This window comes from Nocardia sp. CC213A (assembly GCF_030766805.1).
Taxonomy (GTDB): Bacteria; Actinomycetota; Actinomycetes; order Mycobacteriales; family Mycobacteriaceae; genus Nocardia; species Nocardia otitidiscaviarum.
In genome coordinates, this window is sequence record NZ_JASFXA010000007.1 from 181,893 (window position 1) to 204,868 (window position 22,976).

At 70.2% G+C, this 22,976-nt stretch carries 21 protein-coding genes; 4 read left to right on the forward strand and 17 right to left on the reverse strand.

Going from position 1 to position 22,976, the window contains the following annotated elements:
• Position 1 precedes the first annotated feature (1 nt).
• The 3 genes from QJS31_RS15225 to hemL form a co-directional block, all read right to left on the reverse strand.
• Entirely contained in the window at positions 2–742 is a 741-nt protein-coding gene (locus QJS31_RS15225) for a TlpA disulfide reductase family protein (protein WP_306356984.1), read from the reverse strand.
• Positions 739–1,389: a histidine phosphatase family protein gene (locus QJS31_RS15230; protein WP_029926054.1), complete on the reverse strand. Its 651-nt coding sequence runs from the start codon at positions 1,387–1,389 to the stop codon at positions 739–741. Before QJS31_RS15230 ends, QJS31_RS15225 begins: the two co-directional genes overlap by 4 nt.
• Before the next feature lie 641 nt (positions 1,390–2,030).
• A complete protein-coding gene (hemL, locus tag QJS31_RS15235; protein ID WP_306356985.1) occupies positions 2,031–3,365 on the reverse strand; it encodes a glutamate-1-semialdehyde 2,1-aminomutase in 1,335 nt (444 codons plus the stop codon).
• A gap of 152 nt (positions 3,366–3,517) precedes the next feature.
• On the opposite strand from hemL, the gene QJS31_RS15240 reads away from it, so the two are divergent.
• Positions 3,518–3,904: a hypothetical protein gene (locus QJS31_RS15240; RefSeq protein WP_143979141.1), complete on the forward strand. Its 387-nt coding sequence runs from the start codon at positions 3,518–3,520 to the stop codon at positions 3,902–3,904.
• 174 nt (positions 3,905–4,078) lie between these two features.
• Here QJS31_RS15240 and QJS31_RS15245 read toward each other — a convergent pair whose 3' ends face one another.
• The 4 genes from QJS31_RS15245 to hemB form a co-directional block, all read right to left on the reverse strand.
• Complete coding sequence (locus QJS31_RS15245) at positions 4,079–4,345, reverse strand: hypothetical protein (RefSeq protein ID WP_306356986.1); 267 nt, start codon at positions 4,343–4,345, stop codon at positions 4,079–4,081.
• A complete protein-coding gene (locus tag QJS31_RS15250; RefSeq protein ID WP_306356987.1) occupies positions 4,345–4,911 on the reverse strand; it encodes a hypothetical protein in 567 nt (188 codons plus the stop codon). The genes QJS31_RS15245 and QJS31_RS15250 overlap by 1 nt, the downstream gene beginning before the upstream one ends.
• A 274-nt stretch (positions 4,912–5,185) precedes the next feature.
• Positions 5,186–5,731 (reverse strand): hypothetical protein, encoded by a 546-nt coding sequence (locus QJS31_RS15255; protein WP_306356988.1) that lies wholly within the window; start codon positions 5,729–5,731, stop codon positions 5,186–5,188.
• Positions 5,728–6,705, reverse strand: coding sequence for a porphobilinogen synthase (gene hemB, locus QJS31_RS15260; RefSeq protein WP_282777039.1), 978 nt, complete (start codon positions 6,703–6,705; stop codon positions 5,728–5,730). The genes QJS31_RS15255 and hemB overlap by 4 nt, the downstream gene beginning before the upstream one ends.
• A gap of 170 nt (positions 6,706–6,875) precedes the next feature.
• Between hemB and QJS31_RS15265 the strand changes: the two genes are divergently transcribed.
• Positions 6,876–7,541, forward strand: a complete 666-nt coding sequence (locus tag QJS31_RS15265) for an RNA polymerase sigma factor (protein ID WP_282777038.1) — start codon at positions 6,876–6,878, stop codon at positions 7,539–7,541.
• Between the two features lie 324 nt (positions 7,542–7,865).
• Here QJS31_RS15265 and QJS31_RS15270 read toward each other — a convergent pair whose 3' ends face one another.
• Both QJS31_RS15270 and QJS31_RS15275 read right to left on the reverse strand, forming a co-directional pair.
• Positions 7,866–8,234, reverse strand: a complete 369-nt coding sequence (locus QJS31_RS15270) for a helix-turn-helix transcriptional regulator (RefSeq protein ID WP_282777037.1) — start codon at positions 8,232–8,234, stop codon at positions 7,866–7,868.
• A gap of 160 nt (positions 8,235–8,394) precedes the next feature.
• Positions 8,395–12,579: a trypsin-like peptidase domain-containing protein gene (locus tag QJS31_RS15275; RefSeq protein ID WP_306356989.1), complete on the reverse strand. Its 4,185-nt coding sequence runs from the start codon at positions 12,577–12,579 to the stop codon at positions 8,395–8,397.
• 105 nt (positions 12,580–12,684) lie between these two features.
• Here QJS31_RS15275 and QJS31_RS15280 point away from each other — a divergent pair, with 105 nt between their 5' ends.
• Entirely contained in the window at positions 12,685–13,041 is a 357-nt protein-coding gene (locus QJS31_RS15280; protein ID WP_306356990.1) for a hypothetical protein, read from the forward strand.
• A gap of 420 nt (positions 13,042–13,461) precedes the next feature.
• Here QJS31_RS15280 and QJS31_RS15285 read toward each other — a convergent pair whose 3' ends face one another.
• The 6 genes from QJS31_RS15285 to QJS31_RS15310 form a co-directional block, all read right to left on the reverse strand.
• A complete protein-coding gene (locus QJS31_RS15285) occupies positions 13,462–13,794 on the reverse strand; it encodes a DUF6247 family protein (protein WP_306356991.1) in 333 nt (110 codons plus the stop codon).
• A 74-nt stretch (positions 13,795–13,868) separates the two neighbouring features.
• Positions 13,869–15,434, reverse strand: coding sequence for a bifunctional uroporphyrinogen-III C-methyltransferase/uroporphyrinogen-III synthase (locus QJS31_RS15290; protein ID WP_306356992.1), 1,566 nt, complete (start codon positions 15,432–15,434; stop codon positions 13,869–13,871).
• A gap of 73 nt (positions 15,435–15,507) precedes the next feature.
• Entirely contained in the window at positions 15,508–16,530 is a 1,023-nt protein-coding gene (gene hemC, locus QJS31_RS15295) for a hydroxymethylbilane synthase (RefSeq protein ID WP_306357050.1), read from the reverse strand.
• Between the two features lie 8 nt (positions 16,531–16,538).
• Positions 16,539–17,987, reverse strand: coding sequence for a glutamyl-tRNA reductase (locus QJS31_RS15300; RefSeq protein WP_306356993.1), 1,449 nt, complete (start codon positions 17,985–17,987; stop codon positions 16,539–16,541).
• Positions 17,984–18,841 (reverse strand): redox-sensing transcriptional repressor Rex, encoded by an 858-nt coding sequence (locus QJS31_RS15305; RefSeq protein WP_029926077.1) that lies wholly within the window; start codon positions 18,839–18,841, stop codon positions 17,984–17,986. Before QJS31_RS15305 ends, QJS31_RS15300 begins: the two co-directional genes overlap by 4 nt.
• Positions 18,842–19,151: 310 nt before the next feature.
• Positions 19,152–19,427, reverse strand: coding sequence for a glutaredoxin family protein (locus QJS31_RS15310; protein ID WP_282785933.1), 276 nt, complete (start codon positions 19,425–19,427; stop codon positions 19,152–19,154).
• A 172-nt stretch (positions 19,428–19,599) separates the two neighbouring features.
• Here QJS31_RS15310 and QJS31_RS15315 point away from each other — a divergent pair, with 172 nt between their 5' ends.
• Complete coding sequence (locus QJS31_RS15315; RefSeq protein WP_051037795.1) at positions 19,600–20,523, forward strand: HAD family phosphatase; 924 nt, start codon at positions 19,600–19,602, stop codon at positions 20,521–20,523.
• A 217-nt stretch (positions 20,524–20,740) separates the two neighbouring features.
• On the opposite strand, the gene QJS31_RS15320 is transcribed toward QJS31_RS15315, so the two are convergent.
• Both QJS31_RS15320 and QJS31_RS15325 read right to left on the reverse strand, forming a co-directional pair.
• The gene (locus QJS31_RS15320; RefSeq protein ID WP_029926083.1) at positions 20,741–21,754 is read right to left on the reverse strand and encodes a lysophospholipid acyltransferase family protein; all 1,014 of its coding nucleotides are present in this window, start codon (positions 21,752–21,754) and stop codon (positions 20,741–20,743) included.
• Positions 21,751–22,782 (reverse strand): NAD-dependent epimerase/dehydratase family protein, encoded by a 1,032-nt coding sequence (locus tag QJS31_RS15325; RefSeq protein ID WP_085996493.1) that lies wholly within the window; start codon positions 22,780–22,782, stop codon positions 21,751–21,753. Before QJS31_RS15325 ends, QJS31_RS15320 begins: the two co-directional genes overlap by 4 nt.
• Positions 22,783–22,976: the final 194 nt, after the last annotated feature.

Here is a 22,976-nt window from a genome sequence, read left to right on the forward strand (position 1 = left end):
TTCACGACGGGTCCTCGGCGGCGATGCGCTCGACGGCGGGCTGGAGGTCCTCGGCGAGCAGGGCGCGCAGGATGACCGCGGCGACGCGGTGCTGCCGGTCCAGGATGAGCGTGGTCGGAATGACGCTGGTGGGGAATTTGCCGCCGAGCGCGAGCAGGGTGCGCATGGACGGGTCGTAGATCGACGGGTAGCCGACGTTGTAGTCGGTGACGAAGTCCCGCGCCTTGTCCTTCTGGTTGTCACGCACATTGATGCCGAGGAAGGCGACGCCGGAATCGCGGGTGGCCTCGTAGACCTGTTCCAGCGCCGGAGCCTCGGCGCGGCACGGGCCGCACCACTGGCCCCAGATATTGATGACCACGACCTGATTCGGGAAATCGCTCACCGAGGTGGTCTTGCCGTCGGTCATGAGATCCGGCCCGGACAGCGTGCCGATGGTGCCGCGGCTCGACGGCGGGTCGTAGAAGATGTCGGTCTCGCCGCCCGGTGAGACGAAATCGAAGGTGCCGCCCTGGGCCACCGCGTCCTTGCCCGCCGTCGAACAGCCCGCGAGCGCGGCGACCAGGCACACGCTCGCCAGCAGGATCGACAGCACGCGCCGCGGCGCGGCGGACCCGGACGGGGCCGCGGTGCGCCGGAGCGGCCCACCCGAACGGAGGGCGCGGCTCCCGCGAAATCCCCCCGGCACGGACGGTCGCCCCGCGTTCGGACGCGGGGCCTGCTCTCGGCGCTGACCGGTCATGCCCCGGTCACCGTCGGATCGGTGGCCCCGGCGGGCTCGGAGTAGACGATGTCGATGAGGGTGTCGCCCTGGTAGACCAGCGAGGTGAGCGACGCCAGCGAGCACTGGCGGCGGCGCGGGTCGTGCCACAGGCGCTGGCCCTGCAGGAAGCGGCGCAGCGTCCACACCGGGAGCTGATGCGAGACCAGCACCGCCTCGCGGCCCGCCGCCTCGACCCGGGCCTTGTTGACCGCGGCCAGCATGCGGTGCGCGATCTGGAGGTACGGCTCACCCCAGGACGGGGTGAACGGGTCGCGCAGCTTCAGCCAGTGCCGGGGCTTGCGCAGCGCGCCGTCGCGGGCGGCGACCCGCAGGCCCTCGAAGGTGTTCCCGGCCTCGATCAGGTTGTCGTCGGTGCGGATGAGCAGACCGTGCTGGGTGGCGATGGGGTCCGCGGTCTCCTGCGCGCGTTGCAGCGGCGAGGCCACCACCAGCGCGATGTCGTGGTCGCGCAGCGAGCGCGCCACGGCCTGCGCCTGCGCCTGACCCGTCACCGAGAGCCCGAAGCCGGACAGGCGGCCGTACAGGATGCCCTTGGGGTTGTGCACCTCGCCGTGCCGCAGCACGTGCACGATGGTCTCGACGTCACTGGCCACCTCGCCCGGCAGCACGAAATCGCCGGTGGCAATGGAGCTCTCGTCGCGGTCCGGCGCGCTCGTGGCCGCATCGGATTCGGCATCCGCCGCCGCATCCGGGGTGACTGAGGCATCCGAGGCGTACGGGGCGTCCGGCGCGTCCGAGGCATCCGGGCCCGTGATCTCGGTAGCCGATCCGGTGACACTCACCTCGACCGCCGGGTATTCGGCGGACGCATCCGCCGACACGCTCTCGGACGCGGCTGTCGAACTCGCGGCTCGCGTCGCCACCCCGCCGACGGGATCGGCGGCCGCGCCCGCGACAGGCTCGTGCGCATCGGCCGCAGACGAGTCGGCCACCCGCGAATCAGCCGCGCGCACAGCGCTTTCCGCAGCATTCGAGGCAGCCGCGTGCACAGCGCTTTCCACAGCGGTTGAGTCGGCCGCGCGCACAGCGCTTTCCGCAGCGTTAGAGGCAGCCGCGCCGCTGGCTACGGAATCCGGGCTGGCCGCCGGTGCGCTTGCGCCGGAGGCGGTTTCGTCATCGCCCGCCGGGCTCGACTCGGCGGTCTCCCGCTCGGCCTGGCGCAGGGAGTTCAGCAGGCGGGCGGCGTCGGCGGTGGAAACGGGCTGGGTCGAGGGGGCCGGTTGACCGGTGTCGGGGTGGTCGGAGCTCACGCGGATCCTTCGGGGGTGGCGGCGGCCGCGGCGGAGGCGGCCGCGGGCAGGGCGGCGGCGATACGGTCGAATGCGTCCTCGTCGAGCGCCGCGGAGACGAACCACGCCTCGAACGCGCTCGGCGGCGCGTACACGCCGTGGTCGAGCAGCGCGTGGAAGAACGCCGGGAAGCGCCAGGTGTCGCTGGCCTTGGCGGCGGCGTAGTCGGTGACCGGGGTGTCGGCGAAGAACACGCTCACCATATTGCCCGCGAATTGCACCTGATGACCGACACCGGCGGCGGTGAGTGCCGTGGTGAGCAGCCCACCGAGGCGCTGCGCGTTCTTGTCCAGCGTGGCGTACACCGATTCGTCGGCGGCGCGCAGCGTGGCCAGACCGGCGGCGACCGCGACCGGATTCCCGGACAGCGTGCCCGCCTGGTACACCGGGCCCAGCGGCGCGAGGTGGTTCATGATCTCGGCGCGACCGCCGAACGCCGCGGCGGGCAACCCGCCGCTCATCACCTTGCCGAAGGTGTAGAGGTCACCCGCGACGCCGTCGATGCCGTACCAGCCGGAATGGCTCACCCGGAAGCCGGTCATGACCTCGTCCATGATGAGCAGCGCCCCGTGGTCGGCGGTGAGCTGCCGCAGTCCGGCGTTGAAGCCGGGCAGCGGCGCGACCGCGCCCATATTGCCCGCGGCGGCCTCGGTGATGACGCACGCGATCTCGCCCGGATGCGCGGCGAAGGCGGCGGCCACCGCCTCCAGGTCGTTGTACGGCAGCACGATGGTGTCGGCCGCCTGCGCCCCGGTGACGCCCGGCGAGGTGGGCAGTCCCAGCGTGGCGACGCCCGACCCGGCGTCGGCGAGCAGCGCGTCCACATGGCCGTGGTAGCAGCCGGAGAACTTGATGATCTTGGAGCGCCCGGTGAATCCGCGCGCCAGCCGGACCGCGCTCATGGTCGCCTCGGTGCCGGAGTTCACCAGCCGCACCCGCTCCACCGGGGCGACCCGCGCCGCGATGGCCTCGGCCAGTTCGATCTCGGCCTCGGTGGGCGCGCCGAACGACAGGCCACCGGTCGCCGCGCGCTGTACGGCCTCGACCACGGCCGGGTGCGCGTGCCCGAGAATCATGGGCCCCCACGAGCACACCAGATCCACGTAGTCGTTGCCGTCGGCGTCGGTCAGCGTGCAGCCGCGCGCGGAAGCGATGAACCGCGGTGTCCCACCGACGGAATTGAACGCCCGCACCGGCGAGTTCACGCCACCCGGGATCACCTCGGCGGCGCGTGCGAAGAGTTGGGCGGAGACCGGCACCGATGCCTGGCTCAGACGCGGAGAAGAACTCACGGCTTCCAGTGTCGCAGCCGCCCGATCCAGCGTCGACGACAGGGTGTAGTGGGGTGGTCCAACGCACACGGCGCGTCATTCATTCGCTGTGTAGTTGCTGGTGCGTAATCTCGAGCACCAGGGCATATTCGGACTATCGGGAGGAAAGCTTCATGCGGATCGCACTCTTCGGCGCGGGACTGTTCGCCGCCGTGGCGGGACTGGCGCTCGGGGCGGGACAGGCCGGCGCGGGAGTGCCGATCGTCCAACCGGATCAGGGGCGTATCGGAATGCACCTGTCGCATGAGGAGACCGCGATGGTGGCGTCCGGACCGCTGCCCGCCGTGGTCAGCATGTTCGTGCCGCTGAACCGGATGGGCGCGGGACTGCATCCGGAGACGCGGATCTACCGGGACGACAACGGCGGCGTGCACGCCTCGCTGCGGCAGGTACTGATGGAGGCCGCGCAGCATCCCGACGGCTCGGTCGTGGTGTTCCTGAACGCACCCGGCACCCGCGGCGGGCGGGTGCTGGACGTGTATCAGAACTGGACGCGGTAGTCGTCGGGACAGGGGCCGTCAGGATAGGGGCAGCCCCAGGCAGAACGCCGCCCACCCGGTGCTGAGCAGGCAGTTCAGCTGCACCGGTAGCAAATCCAGCCAGGAGAACACGGGTATGAGCGTCATACTCGGAGATTGTCCGCCTCGCGGGCGTTCAATCAGTGCGATGGCGCGTCAGTGTCCGGCGGTTGTCCGCCGCGTGCGCACTGGGTCGTCCCGGCGCGTGCGCGCCACGGCATCGATGAGCAGCAGCCCGCCGACCGCGACGGCCACCGCCGCCAGCAGCAGCCACGGGCCCGCATAGCGCACCGCCTCGAAGCCCGGCATATCGCCATTGGGTGCGTACCAGCTGGTCTGAACACCTCGCCGCCAACTCCACACCGCCGCCACCCCGCACAGCGGCACCAGAAGAAACTCGGCGAGCACGGCGAGCCACCGCATCAGCGCGCCCCTTTCTCCTCGTCCCTGCCCTCGAGATCCCTGCCCTCGAGATCCCTGCCGTCGGCATCCCGGCCCTCGAGCTCCGGCAGTCGCTCCAGCGCGGCGGTGAGTTCGGCGCGCAGCGTGCGGTGATCGCGCGCCCACGCCTGCACCAGCCCGCCGTCGCGCAACTTCAATCCGATGCCACCGCGCCGTCGCGGCACCCCGGTGAGTTCCCCGAGCGCCCTGGCCGACTGCCAGTCCTCATCATCCCAGGACTCCTCGTCGACCTCCGGCAGCACGGCCGCGATATTCCGCAGCGGCAGCAGTTCGGTGCCCTGGCGCAGGTGGGTGTCGGTGAGTTCGACACTGATGTGCCGTCGCCCGGCGACCACCTGCAGCCAGACGAATCCGCCCAGCAGCGCCGCGCAGAATGCCAGCCCGAACCAGTGGATCGCGCCGCCGCGCACCGCTTCCAGCACCAGAATGAGACCGCAGAGGGCGGGGCCGTAGGCGATGGTCCGCCAGCGCGCACCCGGCTCGGCGAACAGCACTGGAGGCGCGGGGGCCGCTGGCGCGTCGGTCATAGGCCCGGCGTCTCGGTCATGGGGGTCAGCCGACGAGCCCCGGAATCAACAGCACGGCGAGGGTGAGCAGTCCGAACAGAATCAACAGACTCAGCACCAGCAGATCTCGCCGAAGGCTGTGCGGCTGCTGAATCACCACTCGCATCATTGCCTCCGAACCACCGGAGCCGAGCGCACCATCGCCCAACGGATGATGCCCGACTTCCGGTTCCCAATTTCCCTGTGACTGTCCTCACCATACCGCGCCTACCCGCCGGTACAAACTCCGGTGCGCTCACCGCGGACCCGGACGGAAGTACGCGTCGGATTCCGCGCGGTAGCAGAGGAATACGGCCCCGGCGGCGAGCACCGCCTGCACGACGGACGCGCCACCGGCCACCAGACCCGCGATGCCACCTACGCCGCCGCTCCCCGGCAGCGCACCCGGGGCCGCGTCGCCCGCGCTGAACAGGACGCCCGCCGCGCCGACTACCAGAAAGACTGCTAACACCATGAGAAGTGTTCTTGCCCAACGCTTTCCACGCTGCAACTGGAAGGCTGCGAAGGCCGCCGCTCCCAACAGGCTCAGGATCAGCACGGTCCCGACGACCATCGTCATCATCACCATCACCTCGGCCCGCGCCAGCGTGAGCGTCGGCTGATCATCCCGCAACTGATCGAGGAGCTCAGCCGCCAGCACCTTCCGCTGGCCGAACTCGGCGAGCATAGCGGCGATCACCTGCACCACGCCCACGGCCAGCGCGGCCCACCAGAGTTGGGTGGCGGTGCGGACATCCTCGGGGACGGGCCGCGGGCCCGTCGGTGGAGCGATTCGATTCACGACAACCAGTGCGCTGCCTCGGTCGCCCAGTAGGTGAGCACGATATCCGCGCCCGCCCGCCGAATCCCGGTGAGCGACTCCAGAATCGCGCCGCGCCGGTCGATCCAGCCGTTCTGCGCGGCGGCGGTGATCATGGCGTACTCACCGGAGATCTGATAGGCGGCCACCGGCACCGTGGACCGGTCGGCGACCTCGCGCAGGATGTCCAGATACGACATGGCGGGTTTCACCATGACGATGTCCGCGCCCTCGGCCAGATCCAGATCCAGTTCGCGAATGGCCTCGCGGCGGTTGGCCGGATCCTGCTGATAGGTGCGGCGGTCGCCCTGCAGCGACGAACCGACCGCCTCGCGGAAGGGGCCGTAGAAGGCCGAGGCGTACTTGGCGGCATAGGCCAGGATGCCGGTGTCGATATGCCCGGCCGCGTCCAGTCCGGCGCGGATGGCGGCCACCTGGCCGTCCATCATGCCGCTGGTGCCGAGCAGGTCGGCCCCGGTCTCGGCCTGCGCGAGGGCCATGTCGATATAGCGGTCGAGGGTGGCGTCGTTGTCGACCGCGCCGTCGTGGCTCAGCACACCGCAGTGGCCGTGATCGGTGAACTCGTCCAGGCAGGTGTCGGCCATGACCACGGTGGAGCCGCCGACCTCCTGCACCAGCGCCCGCAGGCCGCGGTTGAGAATGCCGTCGGGGTCGCTGGCCCCGGTACCGGCCGCGTCCTTGTCCTCCGGCTTCGGCACGCCGAAGAGCATCAGCCCGCCCACGCCCGCGGTGACCGCCTCGACGGCCGCCTTGCGCAGCGAATCCATGGAGTGCTGGTACACGCCCGGCATGGAGGAGATTTCGCGCGGCTCGTCGATCCCGTCCGCGACGAACATGGGCAGAACCAAATGCCGTGGCTCGACGGTGGTTTCGGCGATGAGCCGACGCAGTGCAGGAGTACGGCGCAACCGCCGTGGGCGGTCCAATCCGGTCATAGGGCGATGATATGCCCCCGGCGTGAACGGGTCGCGGGACGGTCCGCCCGCACGCGGGGAATCCGCTTGACCTGCGAATACGCCCGGACCCTTCGGTACTGCGCCGGTCAACGGGACGGTTGGTGCCGTAAGGTGCACAGCGCGGTGTCGGCGGCTGGCGCGAGGTGGGAATGGACGCGAATCGGGAATCTGCGGCATTCGACGCGGAGCTCGCCGAACTGCTGGGCGAACTGCTGCGGGAATGCGCGCACGAACCCCTGCTGCTGATCTCCAGCCCGGATGCCGGAAGTGCGCTGGTGCGCATCGCCCGGGACGGCGCACCGGCACCGAGCCGGTTCGACGAACTACTGGTGGAGGTCTACGAGACCGAACGGCACCGGCTCATCGGCTGGACCGTCACCCAGGTGCCCAATCGCAGCGACGCCGAGGACATCGTGCAGACCGCGCTGGTGCGCACCTACGCCGCACGGCCGGATGTGCGCGACACCGCGGCCATGCGCGGCTACCTGTGGCGGGTCACCGGCAACCTGATCAAGGACGGCTGGAAGCGCACCGCCGTCGACCGCGCCCACCTCGACCCCGACGGTCAGGACCGCATCGTCACCCTCGCCGATCGGGCCGGAATCGCCTTCGACGAACAGATCTCGCTGCGGCACGCCCTCCTCACCGCCCTCGAACAGCTGCCGCCGCGCGAACGCGAGGCCGTGGTGCTGCACACCTACGCGGGCAACACCTACGTGCAGACCGCGGCCATGATGGGCCTGGCGGCGGGCACGGTCAAGGCGTACGTGGCGGGCGCGCTCGCGAAGGTCCGCGCGCAATTGCAGGCGGCCTGAGCGAGCGCTCACATCTCGACCTAAGCCGGAGCGCGTGCGGCACCCGCCCGCGGCACGAGAACCTGGGGCGAATCCGGCACAGCCACGCACATCGTCACTCCCGCTCGGCGACCCGAACGCGAGACTTCGTCTCCGCGCCATGGGACGAAACCCCGCACCGCGACGTGCCCGAAGTCTGCGGCACCACGGCTTCCCGCGCAGCCACGCGAATCCCCTGGCTCCCGCTCGGCATGCCGAGCCCGGCTCCGTACCGGCGGTGCGGCGAGCCTGGCGCGGTCAGGCGCATCGGGTTCGCGACGTGACATGGCGGTGGTGGTTGGAGTCTCACCGCGGTCGGTCGCCGAGGTGAGCGGTGGCGTGGGCCAACTCGGGGCGGTGGCGGCTGTGCGTGATCGCCGTCTTCGGGTCGAGCGTGAGTGGGGTCGGATCCGTTGCGGGGCGGGGTGGGGATTCGAGGCCGAGCAGGGCCGCGCCGAGTGGGGTCAGCCGGTGCCGCACCTGGTTTCGGGTGCGGGTGCTGGTGATCAGGCCCGCGCCGCGCAGGACGGCGGCGTGCTCACTGGCCGAGGACGGGGAGATTCCGAGCCGCAGGGCGAGTTCGGTGGTGCTGCCGCCGTCGGCGACGGCCTCCAGCACCGCCGCCCGGGTCGCACCGAGCAGTGCGGACAGATCTCTGCTGAGCAGCTTGCGCATCGTGCCTCCTGGTCTGTGCAGCCGGTGCGCGCCGTACCCCTCGCAGGGCGCGCACCGGCTGTATGGAGTACGACTCCTCGGCGGGCTAAAAGGTTGGGTGCGAATGCAGGACGGTCGGGATCGTGGTCGGATCGTCCACAGCACCCGTGCGGCGGCCGGATCATCCACCGCACGGGGGCGTGGCATCCGCGCCCGGCGGCAGCAGCTTCCGTTCCGCCTCGGTGAAGGCGCGGTCGTTGACGGCGCACAGGCGGTCCAGGATGTTCTCCCGGTCCAGATTCAGGCTCAGCAGACCGTGGTCGGTGATGAAGTGGATGTCGGTGCCGGTGCGCGCCATCCACAATCGCAGCGCGGTGGCGGGTAGCTGGGTGTTCACCAGGGTTCCGCGCTCGGCGTCGAGGATGTGGAACTTGGCCGACACCCACCCGGTGACGATGAGATCGTCGGGGGTGAGCTCGACCAGCGGAGCCCACGGAATCGCGATGGGGGCGGCCACGATCCGCCCGGTCGCCAGATCCCAGCGCTCCACCCGCCGCACCTCCGTCCACACATAGGCGATCGGGAGATCGACAGTCTTGGCGAGGGTGTCGATCCACCCCGTGTCCGATCCCGTCAGCTCACGTATCCGGCGGCCCGCCACGCTGTCCCAGATCACCAGCCCGCGCCGGGTGAAGATCATCAGATCGCTCACCGCCGTCCCGTTGCGCAAGGCCGTGGCCCGCTCCGCGATATCGGCGAAGTCCGCACGGCCACGCCACACCTGCTGCGGTCCCCCGAGCGCGGCTCCGGCGCCCACCCGCCAGCGGCTCACATAGCCGGCGTGCAGCACCGCCACCTCGTCCGCGTGCGACGCCACCAGGGCGACCGGCACCCGGCGGGCGTGCGGACCGGCGTATTCCAGCGGCACCGGCAGTTCCAGGCGGGTGACCGGGCGCAGGTCGGGAACCGAATACACCAGCAGCTCATGCGAATCCAAGCCCAACACCAGGTAGGCCCCGTCCGCGGTGACGGTCATGTCCCGCATCCGCGCGGCGTCGCGGCCGTCGAGCGTCAGCGTGGCCGGCGGCCGCACCATCGGCAGCACCTCCCGCAGGTCCACCCGGGCGGCGTCGGCGTGGAATTCGGCGACGAAGCGGCCGTCGGCACTCCAGTGCATGAGGGTCGGATCCGCACCGAATTCGGCGCTGGAGCCGACCGCGGCGGCGGGCGCGTGCCGGGTCAGGTCATCGGCGCCGACCACGAACAGCTCCGGCCCGGCCGCGCCGGGCCGCACCAGGAACGACGGCCTGCCGGTGCTCTGATAGCGCGCCTGCACCTTGTACATCTGCCGCGTGACCAGATCCACCAGGTGCACCAGTTGGAAGGCCGCGCTCTCGGGGGCGAAGGCAGCGACCAGGTAGCGCCCGGTCTCATCGCGCTCCACCACCGCGCCGGGCGGGACGGCGGCGCAGCCGGGACCCACCCCGTACACGCGCGGGCCGGTGGGCTCGGGCACCGTGATCTCGCCCAGGCGACCGTCACCGCAGTCGGTGACCGTGCCCTGGGCCGGATCGGTGGGCCGCAGCGCGGTGCCGTCCGCGGCGCGCAGCCGGTACCGCTGGCCGCCGCGTTCGTCGACGGCCAGGAACCAGCTTCGTCCGGACGAATCAACCTGCACCGGAAGCGATTCCGACGGCATCTCGGCGGTGTAGGAGGCCAGCGGCATCGGGTCCGACCCGGCGGTGTCGAAGGTCGTCACGGTATCGGGGTCGCCCACGTCCGTGGCGAGCCGCTTGCCGTGGTCGATGGGGACCGGGGAGCGACGCGGGTCGCGGGAGACCACCAATCGCGTTCCGTCCGCGGAGAACATCGCGCTGATCGCGGTGACGGCCGGTGCGACCGGGCCGTCGGCCAGTACCTCGAACGGCCCCGTCCGCCGGACCACATCCCACAGCCGAACGCCGCCAACGGCATTCACGGTCGCCAGCCGACTGCCGTCGGCGCTGAGCACCAGCGAGACGACATCGCGCACGGGCAGCCGCCACGGCTCACTGCCACCGTCCAACAGGTCGCGCCAGACCGTGACGGTGCCGTCGCCGTCACCGATCGCGACCACGGCGGCGGTGCGGTCGGCGGCCACCAGCCGCACGTCCTCACCGAGGCCGGTGCGCACCGACACCGCCGAGGCCAACCGCAACTGCTGAGTGAGCAGCGCCGCCTCCACCGTATGGTCACCGGGCGCGAGCCGGGCCGCGGCCTGAGCGAACTGCAAGGCCAGATTCGGCCGCGACTGCGCCAGTTGCAGCGACCGTTCGGCCAGTGCGACGCCCGCCAGCGAACGCAGGGCCTGCTCGCGCTGTTCACCGGTGCGGTACGCCACCGCCGCGGCGCCCGCCGCCACCAGGGTCAGCACCGCCAGCACGGCGGTGAGCACCCGCCAGCGCGCCACCTCGCGCCGTCGCACCCGGATACCGGCGGATACGTACTCGCGCAATGGATCCGCGATGTCGTCGGGTCGGCGGCTCAACCATTCCTCCGCGTCCTGGAGGGCGCCACCGCGCGGCAGTTCGCCGTCGTCGCGCCCGTGCGCCACCCAGGTGCGGCGGGCGCGCTCGGTGCGCTGCTGCCATTCCAGGAAGTCGCGGTCGGACTCCAGCCATTCGCGCAGCCGGGGCCAGTTGCCGATGAGCGACTGGTGGGCCAGTTCCACCACGTCGGCGTCATCCGCGCCACGGCCGGTGACCACCAGCCGCTCCCGCGCCAATCGTCCTGCCACCGAGCGCAATTCGGGTACGTCGCGCATGGAGACCGGCACCCGGACGAAGCCGTCGCCGCGCGGCGCGGCCAGCATGGTCAGCAGTCGACGGGCCGCGCGACGGTCGGCCGCAGCGGTGAACTGGCCGAACACCCGCTCGGCGCGGCGGGCGATGGAGGCGGCGGCGCGGCCGACAGCCTCGTAGTCGGCGAGGGTGAGGCGGCCACCGCGACGCTGCTCCCACAGTTCGGTCAGCACCGATTCCAGCAGTGGCAGTCCACCGGGTTCGCCGACCGTGTCGTCGACGAGGCGTTCCACCAGGTCGTCATCGAGATCCACGCCGGGAGCATGGGCGGCGGGACCCCGAATGGCCTGGCGCAACTGCTCGCGGCCCATGGGTGCGAGGGCGATGGTGGCGCGGTCCAGGGCGTGGCCGAGGTCGCCGTCGGCCAGCACTTCCAGCACATCCCAGCTCAGGGTGAGCAGCAGCCGTACGGACGGGTCCGCGGCGCGACCCAGTAGGTCGCCCAGCTGTTCCCGGGCGCGGGCGGGGTCGGTCGCCACCAATTCCTCGAACTGGTCCGCCACCAGCACCGTCGACACCCCGGCACCGTCGCCGGTTCCGGCGGCCGGGGCGCGAGCAGCGCTCGGTGCCGGGCCGGTCTCGAACTCAACTGCCGCCCAAGATTTTTCGGACTCGGCTGCCACCCGCGACACTTCAGGATCTGCTGCCGTCCGCGACACTTCGGGCTCAGCTGTCGTCCATGATGTTTCAGCACTCAGGTACACGACCCGCACACCCTCGGCGCGCAGGCGCGGCACCACGCCCGCGCGCACCAGGGAGGATTTGCCGATTCCGGAGCGGCCGACGACCGCCACCACGGACAGCTCAGCCAATGCCGCCAGCACGCGGTCGATATCCGAACCGCGCCCGTAGAACAGGTGGGAATCGTTCTCGCCGAAAGGTTCCAGGCCGCGATACGGGTTCGGCAGCGAATCCGGGTCGAGGCCGAGCACCTCGTTCACCGGGATCATGAACGCGGTGCGGGTCAGCCGGCGGCGGTCGGCGGCCACGGCCATCCCCACCACGGCCTCACTGCCCGCATCCCAAACCGGTGCACCGCTGAAACCACCGGTGAGCGGCTGCGCACCGTCGGCGGCGTGCAGTTGCAGCCAGCCGGAGCCCTGGGGGGCGCGGAACTCGCCCCACGCCCAGACGCCGTCGGTGAGTTCGGTGGGGAAGCCGACAGCTCGGAATTCGCGGCCCCACGGGCGATCCGCGCGCCACAGCGGCGGCGGGGCGAGATCGGCGTGGGGCACATCGTCGAGTTCGAGGACGGCGATATCGCCGCGGCCGTCCGTGCGCACCGGATCCCAGCTGTGCACGCGTGCGGTGGCCCGCGGTGCGCCGTCGAGCAGCGGGAAGTCCAGGGCCACAACGGCTGTCGCGATGTCGGCGGCCGGACCGACGGCGGCCGTCACCACGTGGGCGCAGGTGGCGACGCGGCCGGGGCCGATCACGAAGCCGGTGCCGACGGCGGCGCCGTTCCCATCCAGCACCCGTGCCACCGCGGCGCCCACCCGCCCGGCACCGGGAAACACGGCAGACATAGCTGACAGCTTGGCAGGCCGTGCGGGAAATCGCGACCGGGATGCGGCCGCACCACCCATGGTGAGCAGCGGATTTTGTCGTAGGTTGCCGGTACAATCGAATATGTGTTCGAGGGATCGCACCGGGCGGCCCCGATCGCGACGAGAGGATCGACCGTGCTCGCTGCCATCGCCACCCTGCCCACCGCAACCGTCCCGAAGAAGGGGGACCCTATCGCCCAGGCTTGGCGTCCGCTCGTCAAACAGCCGCTCCCCGCCGGGCGACCCCGCTCCTGGTACATCGCCCACAACCGCCGCCTCAAGGCCATGCGCCTGGCCATCGCCCTGCTCGACGCGGGCGCCTTCACCCCCGACCAGGTGACCGACGAGAAGATCCACCACACCGCCGAGGTGATCGGCGTCCATCCCCCCTCCCCCACCACCTGCCGCATGGTCCGCCGCCTCATGCAAGCCCGCCGCTGAACCACACCGGCGGCGATCGGCGCTGGCCATGGGGGTGCGCCGCCCGCCGCCGACCCCATCCGGTACCCCGCACCGCGCCATTCCGGTGCGGGGTACCGGCCGATCCTCACCCCACTGAACCTCTGCGCTCGAGACGACGAGCGGTCTTGGTGTGACAGGTCAGCCGAGCCACTGCACCATCAGCAGGTGGACCTCACGGTCGATGATCAAATACACCACGTGCCCTGCCATCCCCCGGCCGAACGCCCAGCACGAACCGCGCCATCGGGATTGCCCTCGTGTTGAGGTTCCCCGGACCAGGGCGAGACCTCCAGGGCACTGAGAACTTCGGCGAAATCAAGCAATGCCTCGTCGGGCAAGGCGGCAACTTGCTCGGCAATCGCCGGGTCGGGAACAATTCGGTACAAGGCGCAGGCTTCCTCAACCCGCTTGGAGGCGACGGGCGATCAGCGCACGAAGATCATCAACGGATATTGCCGATGCTCGGCCACCCGCAGCCTCGATATCAGCAGCCTTGTCGAGCATGCGCCCGTATGAACCTGGGTCGCGCTGCTCCATTACCGCAGTGTGCTGCCACTTGTTGAGCAGGCTACGGATACCCGCCAGCGAATGTGACTGTTCGGCTCGCTCCAACGCCACTTCCCACTCTGCGTCGAACTCCTCGCGTAATGCCGCTGAGAGCACCGAGCGCAATGCCTCTGGTTCCGCCGCAGGAACCTGCGACGGACGCGGAAGCGGAGCCGGGGACGCCATACACTCACGGTAGCCGACTACGGGCCCCGCACGTTTCGAGTGCGGGGCCCGTTGGCGTCGAAGATCGCGGCCGGTTACCGGCTGCTGCGGCGGCTCTTCTTCCGCGGCGGCGGGAGCAGACCTTCCGCGCGCAGGTGGGCGGCATGTTCGGCGAGCGCCTCGACGAGCGGGCCGACCTGCGCCACATCCGGCTGCACGTCCACGCGCAGGCCGAATTCGATGGCCGTCTCGGCGGTCTTGGGGCCGATGCACGCGACAATGGTGCGCGCGTGCGGCTTACCGGCGATGCCGACCAGGTTCCGCACGGTGGAGGACGAGGTGAACAGCACCGCGTCGAAGCCGCCGGTCTTGATCATCTCGCGGGTCTCCGCGGGCGGCGGCGAAGCGCGCACGGTGCGGTAGGCCGTCACATCGTCGATCTCCCAACCGCGGTCGCGCAACCCCTCGGCGAGGGTCTCGGTGGCGATATCCGCACGCGGCAGCAGCACCCGGTTGACCGGATCGAAAACATCGTCGTAGGGCGGGAAGTCGGCCAGCAGCCCCTCGGAGGACTGCTCCCCCGACGGCACCAGCTCGGGGTTGATGCCGAACGAGCGCACCTTCTCCGCGGTGGCCTCGCCCACGCAGGCGATCTTCACACCGGAGAACGCGCGGGCATCGAGCCCGAACTCGCCGAACTTCTCCCACACCGCGCGCACCGCATTGGTGGAGGTGAACACCACCCACTGGTAGCGCCCGTCCACCAGGCCCTTCACCGCGCGCTCCATCTGCGCGGGCGAGCGCGGCGGCTCCACCGCGATGGTGGGCACCTCCATCGGAATGGCGCCGTGCATGACGAGCTTCTCGCTCATCTCACCGGCCTGCTCCTTGGTGCGCGGCACCAGCACGGTCCAGCCGTACAGCGCCCGCGACTCCCACCACGACATCTTGGAGCGCTTCTCGACCTCCTTGCCGACCGTCACCACGAGCGGGCCGACCAGTTCGGAAGCGGCATTGTTGAGCGTCGCCAGCGTGGCCTCGATGGTGCGCTGCTGGCGGGTGGTGCCGCGCACGGTCACCGCCACCGGCGTCTGCGGCGCGAGCCCGTGCTCCACCAGCGCGCTCGCCGTCTCGGCCAGATGCCCGGAGGTGGCGTGCAGCACCAGCGGACCGGGCGCGGCCGCGACGGCCGCCCAGTCCACCTCGCCGCGCACATCCACCTCGGTGTGGCTGGAGCCCAGGGCGATACCCGCGTACGCGGGCACGGTCGCACCCGACGGCAGGCCGGGCAGCACCTCGAACACCATGTGCGAGCGGGTGATCGAGTTGACCTCCTGGATCACCGAATCGGTGGTCAGCGGATCACCGGAGACCAGGCGCACCACGTCGTGTCCGGCCCGCGCCTCGGAGATCAGGGTCTTGGCCACCTCGGTCGGATCGCCGAGCGCCGGGCGCACGTCGACGGGACGCTCCCCGTCCGGGCCCGCCTCGACCGCGGTGCCGATCAGCGCCAGGACGCCCTTGTCGACATCGGGATCGGTGAACGCCAGCGTCGCCCGCCCGAGCACCTCGCGGGCCCGCACGGTGAGCAGCGCCGGATCACCCGGGCCGGATCCCACGAATAGGATGCGCCCGGGGTGCTTCTTGGCGGCCCGGCTCATGCCCGCACCTCACTGGCGCTCGATACGGTCACGGCCGACGGCCCTGTGCTCATGATTCCTTCGCTGCGCTCAGTCATGGGTTGTTCTCCATCGGGCTGGGATTGCTGTCAACGGCAGCGCCTACCGAGGGGGCGCTGAGCAGGTCGCGCGCCCCCAGCTCCAAGAGCTCACGCGCCAATGAACGGCCCAGCTCAGCGGCATTCGCGAGCGAGCCGACCACAGACGCCCGGATCACGTCCGAGCCGTCGATCGCCGCCGCGCCACCGCGCAGCGACAACTCCTCCACCACCCGGCCGTCATCGTCGAGCGATTCGACGACCTCGGCCAGCGCACCCACCGGAGCGGTGCAACCGGCCTCGAGTTCGGCCAGCAGCGCACGCTCGGCGGCCACCGCGGCACGGGTGCCGGAGTCGTCGAGCGCGGACAGGATGGTCGCGAGTTCGGTGTCCTCGGCGCGACACTCGACCGCCAGCGCACCCTGTGCGGGGGCGGGCAGCATCTGCACCGGTTCCAAGCTTTCGGTGATGACGTCGGTGCGGCCGATGCGGACCAGTCCGGCCCGGGCCACCACCACGGCGTCGAGTTCGCCCTCGGCCACCTTGCGCATGCGGGTGTCGAGGTTGCCGCGCAGCGGCACCACCTCGTGACCCAGGCCGAGCGCGCGCAACTGGGCGGCGCGGCGCGGGGCGGAGGTGCCGATGACCGAACCGGCGGGCAGCTCACCGAGGACCAGGCCGTCGCGCGCCACCAGGGCGTCGCGCGGATCCTCGCGCGGCGGCACGGCCGCGATGGTGAAGCGCTCGTCCGGCGCGGTCGGCAGGTCCTTGTAGGAGTGCACCGCGATATCGACGGTCTGCGCGGCCAACTCCTCGCGCAGGGCGGCGGTGAACACGCCGACGCCGATCTTCTCGACCGGGTCCGACGATTTGTCGCCCGCGGTCTTCACGATCACGAGTTCGGCGTGCTGGCCCGCCGCGACCAGGGCGTCGCGCACGGTGCCCGCCTGGGTCAGCGCCAGCAGGCTGCCGCGGGTACCGATGCGCCACGGTGATTCGACCGTGCCGCGCGCCCTCGTGTCCTGATCTCCGTGCACCATCGCTCCGGTCATGAGTTGGGCCCCTGTTCGTCCCCGAGATGTGCGGCGGTGAAATCGTCGGCGAGCTCCCCGAGCGCCGCGATTTCCATGGGTGCGGCGACCGCTTGTGCCGCACCGGGTTTCAGTTCGAACAGCTCACGCAGCGCTTCGGCGTAGCTGTCGCCTCCCGGCGTGGAGGCCAGCTGCTTGACCCGCACCGTCGGTGCGTGCAGCAGTTTGTCGACGACGCGGCGCACGGTGCGCGCCACCTCCTCACGGTCGTCGGCGGCCAGGCTCGGCAGCCGCGAATCCAGGCGCAGCAGTTCGGCTTCGACCACCTCGGCCGCGCGCTGGCGCAGCGCGGCCACGGTCGGGGTGACCTCGGCCATTCGCTGTCCGGCCAGGTACTTCGCGAGTTCGTCGGCGACGATGCCGCGCGCGGCGACGGTGTCGTCGGCGGCGGCCCCGGCCGCCGGGTCGCGCTGCAACGTCTCCATATCGATGACGGTCACGCCCGGCAGCCCGGCCACGGCGTGCTCCACATCGCGCGGCAGGCCCAGATCGCAGATCACCAGGTGCTGATGCGGGCGACCGGCCAGAGCGCGGTGCACGTCGGCGAGGGTCACCACCGCACCGACCGCGCCGGTACAGGTGACCACCACGTCGGCCGCCGCCATGGCCTCGACCATGCGCGACATCTCCATGGCGTCGGCGGTCACGCCGTGCATATCGGTGGCGGTGCGCGCCAAGCGCTGCGCCCGCTCCAGGGTCCGGTTCACCACGATGACGCGCCCGACCCCGGCCCGCGCCAGCTGCGCCACCGCGAGTCCGCCCATGGCGCCCGCGCCGAGCACCAGCGCGGTGCGGCCGACGAGTGCCGAATCATACGGCGCCACAGCGGTTTCGCTGACGCTGGCGGCGGCCTCGCGGCTCATCTCGGCCGCGCCGAGCACCATGCGGGCCCGGTCCAGGGCCACCGACACCACCGACGCGCCCGCGCGGTCGATACCGGTTTCGGAGTGCACCCGCTTGCCCACCCGCAGCGCGTGCTGCGCCAGTTCGTGCAGGGTGCGCCCGGCGGCCTGCTGCGCGTCGGAGGCGGCGTAGGCGGCGCGGATCTGGCTGAGCACCTGTTGTTCGCCGACCACCATGGAGTCCAGGCCGGAGGCGACCGCGAACAGGTGCTCGGCGGCGGCCTCGGCGTAGCGCACGTAGGCGTGTTTGGTGAGTTCGGGCAGCGGTAGCCCGGAGTGCTTGGTGAGCAGGTCGCTGATCTCGCCGAGCCCGCCGTGGAAGGCGTCGACCACCGCGTAGATCTCCACCCGGTTGCAGGTGGACACGATCATGGCCTCCGAGACGTGGCTGGAGGCGAGCATCCTGTCGGTCAGCTTGGGCCGGTCGTCCTCGGTGATCGCGACCTTCTCCAGCACCGCGACCGGCGCGCTCCGATGTGAAATACCGACGAGCAGCACACTCATGGCGTGACCACCGATCCCTTGGTTGGCTCCATTGCCGCATGAGAAGTCTGAATCGGCGTCACCCGCCGTGTGCCGCGTTCGGCGGTGTGCACGGTGCGCTCCAGCGCCGCGTCGGCCGCCGCGCGCACGGTATCCGCGCCCACCGTCTCCCCGGCCGCCACCTCGGATTCGGCGGCCTCGAGTTCGGCGTTGCGGGCGCGTTCGAAGGACAGCAACTGCATCTCGACCGCCAGGTCCACCCGCCGCACCTCCACGGCGTCGGGTGCGTCCAGCGCGACCGGGGAAAAGCTGAGAATGCTCTGCATACCGGCCTCGACCAGCAGGTCGCAGACCCCCTGCGCGGCCGCGTCGGGCACCGTGATGACCGCGATGGTCGGTTCCAGCAGGCCGATGGCCCGGGGCAGCTCGGCCACGTCGCGGATCGGCAGGCCGCTCACGGTGGTGCCGATGACCGCCGGATCGTTGTCGAAGATGCCGACCATGGAGAAACCGCGCCGCCGAAATCCGCCGTAGCCGATCAGCGCGCGGCCCAGATTGCCCGCGCCCACCAGCACCACGCGGTGGCCCTCGGACAGGCCGAGCACATCCTCGATGCGGTCGCGCAGCTTGATCACGTCGTAGCCGACCCCGCGCACGCCGTTGGGTCCGAGGAACGAAAGATCCTTGCGCAGTTTGGCGGAACCGACACCCGCCGCGACAGCCAGTTCCTCACTCGATACGATGGCCGTACCTTCGTCGGCGAGAACGGCGAGCACCCGGAGATACGTGGCGAGCCGCGCTACCGTGGCTTGCGGTATGTCCTTCTGCAGAGCCCTGCCGGAGACGCCACCGGGCGTCTCATGCTGCTCTGTCACGTCGCTTGCGCTCCTCGTCCGGCCGGGGGTGGGTGTCCGGGTTTCGTGCTGTCGACCCGACGCCGGGGCGACCGTCGCGAGGCGGTCGCGTTGCAGGTCGTGTCGGGTTCTAGGGGCTGCTACCACTGCCCCCGAGAGACCCTCGAGGCGGGTTGCGTGCCACCACCGTAACCGCTTGTGCAGCCCTTCACAAAGTCGGTGAATTCAGTCACTTTGTGCCAGGCTCCGGCCCCGTGGGTCATTCAACCCCTATCGTGCGGACACCGCTACGGGACGCGCCGGAAATCTCCCCCGGCGTCCACGCCGCGTTTCACCGGGCGAGATCGGCCCGCAGTCGCGGCTCGTCCACATCGAAATAGCTATGTTCCCGCCCGTCCAGCAGGACCACCGGCAGGCGGTCGCCGTATTCGGCGCGCAATCCCGGATCGGTGGCCGCGGCCTCGTCCACATCCACGGTGGCGGGTTCGATGCCGAATTCCGCGCAGACGACGCGCAATTGTTCGAGCGCGATGGTGCACAGGTGGCACCCGGCGCGGGTCAGCAGGGTCACCTGCGGGGTGGGATCACTCGGTGTGGGATCACTCATGAGCGTCATTCAACACTTGTCGATCGCCGTCTACGTTCCGGCCATCGGGCCGGGATACTGTGGACGTGTTCACGTGAACCCCGCGGAGGTACTGGTGCCGGAACGATCGAAAGAGGCGAGGACGAGTTTCATCGCGGGACGATTCGGTGAATTTCCCACCCGCTGGGGTGGCCTGCAGGACCAGTTCACCCGGATCGCCCGCAGCCCGTTCGGCCCGACGGAGGAGGAGGTCCGCGCCAATCTGGCCGGCGAGGCCAGCGCCGAGGCCGCGCTCGCCCTGCACGAGGCCGAGGAGCCGGTCGCCGAATCGGTGCCGCGCGATCTCACCGCGGCGGCGTTCTTCGATGTCGACAACACCATGGTGCAGGGCGCGTCCATCGTGCATTTCGCGCGCGGGCTGGCGGCGCGCAAGTACTTCAAGACCTCGGATCTGGTGGATATCGCCTGGAAACAGGTGAAGTTCCGGGTCAGCGGCAAGGAGAGCAGCGCCGATATGGCCAGCGGCAAGGAGAAGGCGCTGGCCTTCATCGCCGGACGCTCCACCGCCGAACTGGCCGAACTGGGCGAGGAGATCTACGACGAGATCATCGCCGACAAGATCTGGCCGGGCACCCGCGCGCTGGCGCAGATGCATCTCGACGCCGGTCAGCAGGTGTGGCTGGTCACCGCGACCCCGGTGGAGCTGGCGCAGGTGATCGCCAAGCGACTAGGTCTCACGGGTGCGCTGGGCACGGTCGCGGAGAGCCGCGACGGCGTGTTCACCGGCCGCCTGGTGGGCGACATCCTGCACGGACTCGGCAAGGCGCACGCGGTGCGCACCCTGGCGATTCGCGAGGGCCTGAATCTGAAGCGCTGCACGGCCTACTCCGACAGTCACAACGACGTGCCGATGCTCTCGCTGGTGGGCACGTCGGTGGCCATCAATCCGGATTCGGATCTGCGCGAGGTGGCCAAGAATCGCGGGTGGGAGATTCGTGACTTCCGCACCGGGCGCAAGGCCGCGAAGGTGGGCGTGCCGACCGCCCTGGCACTGGGTGCCGCAGGCGGTGCGGCCGCCGCGGTCCTCACGCGCAAGCGCGAGGCCAAAGCGGGTTGATCAGTGGTCATCCTTGGGAAAACCACCCACGAAGAGGATGGCGATGAGTACGGCGCTGACGATCGCGATGATCGGGATGATCCACATAGGCATGCCCGCAGACTACAGCGTGTAGTAGGTCACACTACGAGCCGTCGTAGACAAAGTGGCGGGAAACACAATCGGCCCCGGTCCGCCAGGACCGGGGCCGTTCGCAGCTCACACCGCCAGACCCGGCTCAGCCCGTGAACGGGTTGCGGCGCTTGGTGAGCAGCTTGTACAGCGTCTGCTGGATGTTCTCGCGCACCTGATCGGTGATCTCGAACATGGTCATCGGATCGTCCGCGTCGGCCGGTTCGTACCCGCTCGTCGAGATGGGCGCGCCGAACTCGATGTGCCACTTGGACGGCAGCGGCAGCGCACCCAGCGGTCCCAGATGCGGGAACAGCGGCGTCACCGGGAAGTACGGGACGCCGAGCAGGCGCGCCAGCGGCTTGATGTCCGCGAGCTTCGGGTAGATCTCCTCCGAGCCGACGATCGAGCACGGAATGATCGGCACCCCGGTCTTCACCGCCGCCGAGACGAAACCGCCGCGCCCGAACCGCTGCAACTTGTACCGCTCCGAGTACGGCTTGCCGATCCCCTTGTACCCCTCGGGGAACACGCCCGCGATTTCCCCTGCGCGCAACAGCCTTTCGGCATCCGCCGGGCAGGCCAGGGTATGTCCGGCCTTGCGTGCCAGCCCGCCGACGAGCGGCAGCTCGAACACGAGATCCGCCGCCAGCAGCCGCAGCGCCCGCTGCTTGGGATGCCGGTCGTGCACGGCCAGCTGGAGCATGAGCCCGTCCAACGGCACCGTGCCCGCGTGATTGGCGACCACCAGCGCGCCACCGGACTCGGGGAGGTTCTCGATGCCGCTGACCTCCACCCGGAACCACAGCTCCGACAGCGGCCGCAGCGCCGGGAGGATCACCGATTCGAGCAGGTGCTCGTCCAAACCGAATTCGTCGACCTGATAGTCACCGGTGAGCCGACGCCGCGCGAAATCGGCGGTGGTGCGGACCCCGTCGGCGACGGCTCCGCGAATCAGCTCCCCCAGCGATTTCGGCTGCCGCGCTTCGGCTTCGGCGAGCCGATCGGTCAACGAGGTGACCGGGCTCAGCGTGCGCTCGCCCGGCCACTGGCGCGACGGACGGTGCCGCGCCTCGAAATCCACATCGTGAAGTCGAATCACCTTCGCTACGTCGTTCATTGGTGTGCTCCCGTCCCGGCCCCGAGCAGGCCGAGAAGTTTGTTCTCCGCGGCGTCGATCCAGCGGGGATCGATTACGGGCCGCAACGCTGCGCCCCCTATGTAGTCGTCGAAAGCCTGCACCGTGGTCCAGCGCGGCTCGAAACCCAGTTCGGTGCGCATCCGGGTGGTGTCCAGCCCGCAGCCGAAATGGAAGTAGTCGATCTGTTCGGCGGTGAATTCCCGCATTACCGGTCCCATGATGCTGCGACCGAAGGTGCGGAAAGCCAGGAAGGGAACCGGCAATTCGATCCGGCCCGCGCGGCGGATGGCCTGTGACAGTGCCATCGCACCGTCACCCGCGACATTGAAGGTGCCGCCCGGCGCGCCCATGGCCGCATGGGTGAGCGCCGCGATGGCGTCCTCCTCGTGCAGCAGTTGCAGCCGCGGATCGCGCCCCAGGATGGTGGGCGTGACCGGCGAACGGAAGTACTGCACCCCGCGACTGGCCAACTGCGGTCCCACGATCGGTGAGAAGCGCAGAATCGCCGCCGAGATATCGGGACGCCGCCGTGCGAGCCCGCGCACGAATCCCTCCACCTCGATCATGTCGCGCGCGAACCAGCCGCGCGGTGGGGTGCGCGCACTCATCTCCTCGGTGAAACGCACCGGGTCCTTCGCACTACAGCCGTACACGGCCGACGAGGACCGCACGACCACGCGACGCACGTGCTCGGACTTCTGACAGACCGCGAACAGCTGCATCGCGCCCAGGGCGTTGATGTCCTTCATCGCCGCGCGACCGCCGCCCGAGGGTGGCCGGGACAGCGCCGCCGGGTGGATCACCGTATCCACCTGATTTCCATCGATCACCTTGCGTATCAACGGATTTCGAATATCGGCCCGAACGAACTCGGCGCGGCCCATCCGGCGGAGCAGCTCCCGGCTCGGCTGTTTCGCGTCGACAGCGATGATTCGTTCGATGGTTTCGTCGGCGGCCAGCCGGGCCACCACATTCCCACCGAAGAACCGGCTCGCACCGGTAACCATCACAACCCGGGGCACATGCCCGTCTCGGATGCTCGGCCCACCGGAACCCACTTGCAAGCCCCCATTTCTGTTTTTCCCGCGCTCCCAGGGTAGCCGCAGGACAGGGGGTCGCCGAAGAGTATTAACCAGGATCTAACGATGAGTTCGGTCACCCGACGAAAAAGCTGAAGCCCGTCGCGGCGGGCGACGGGCTT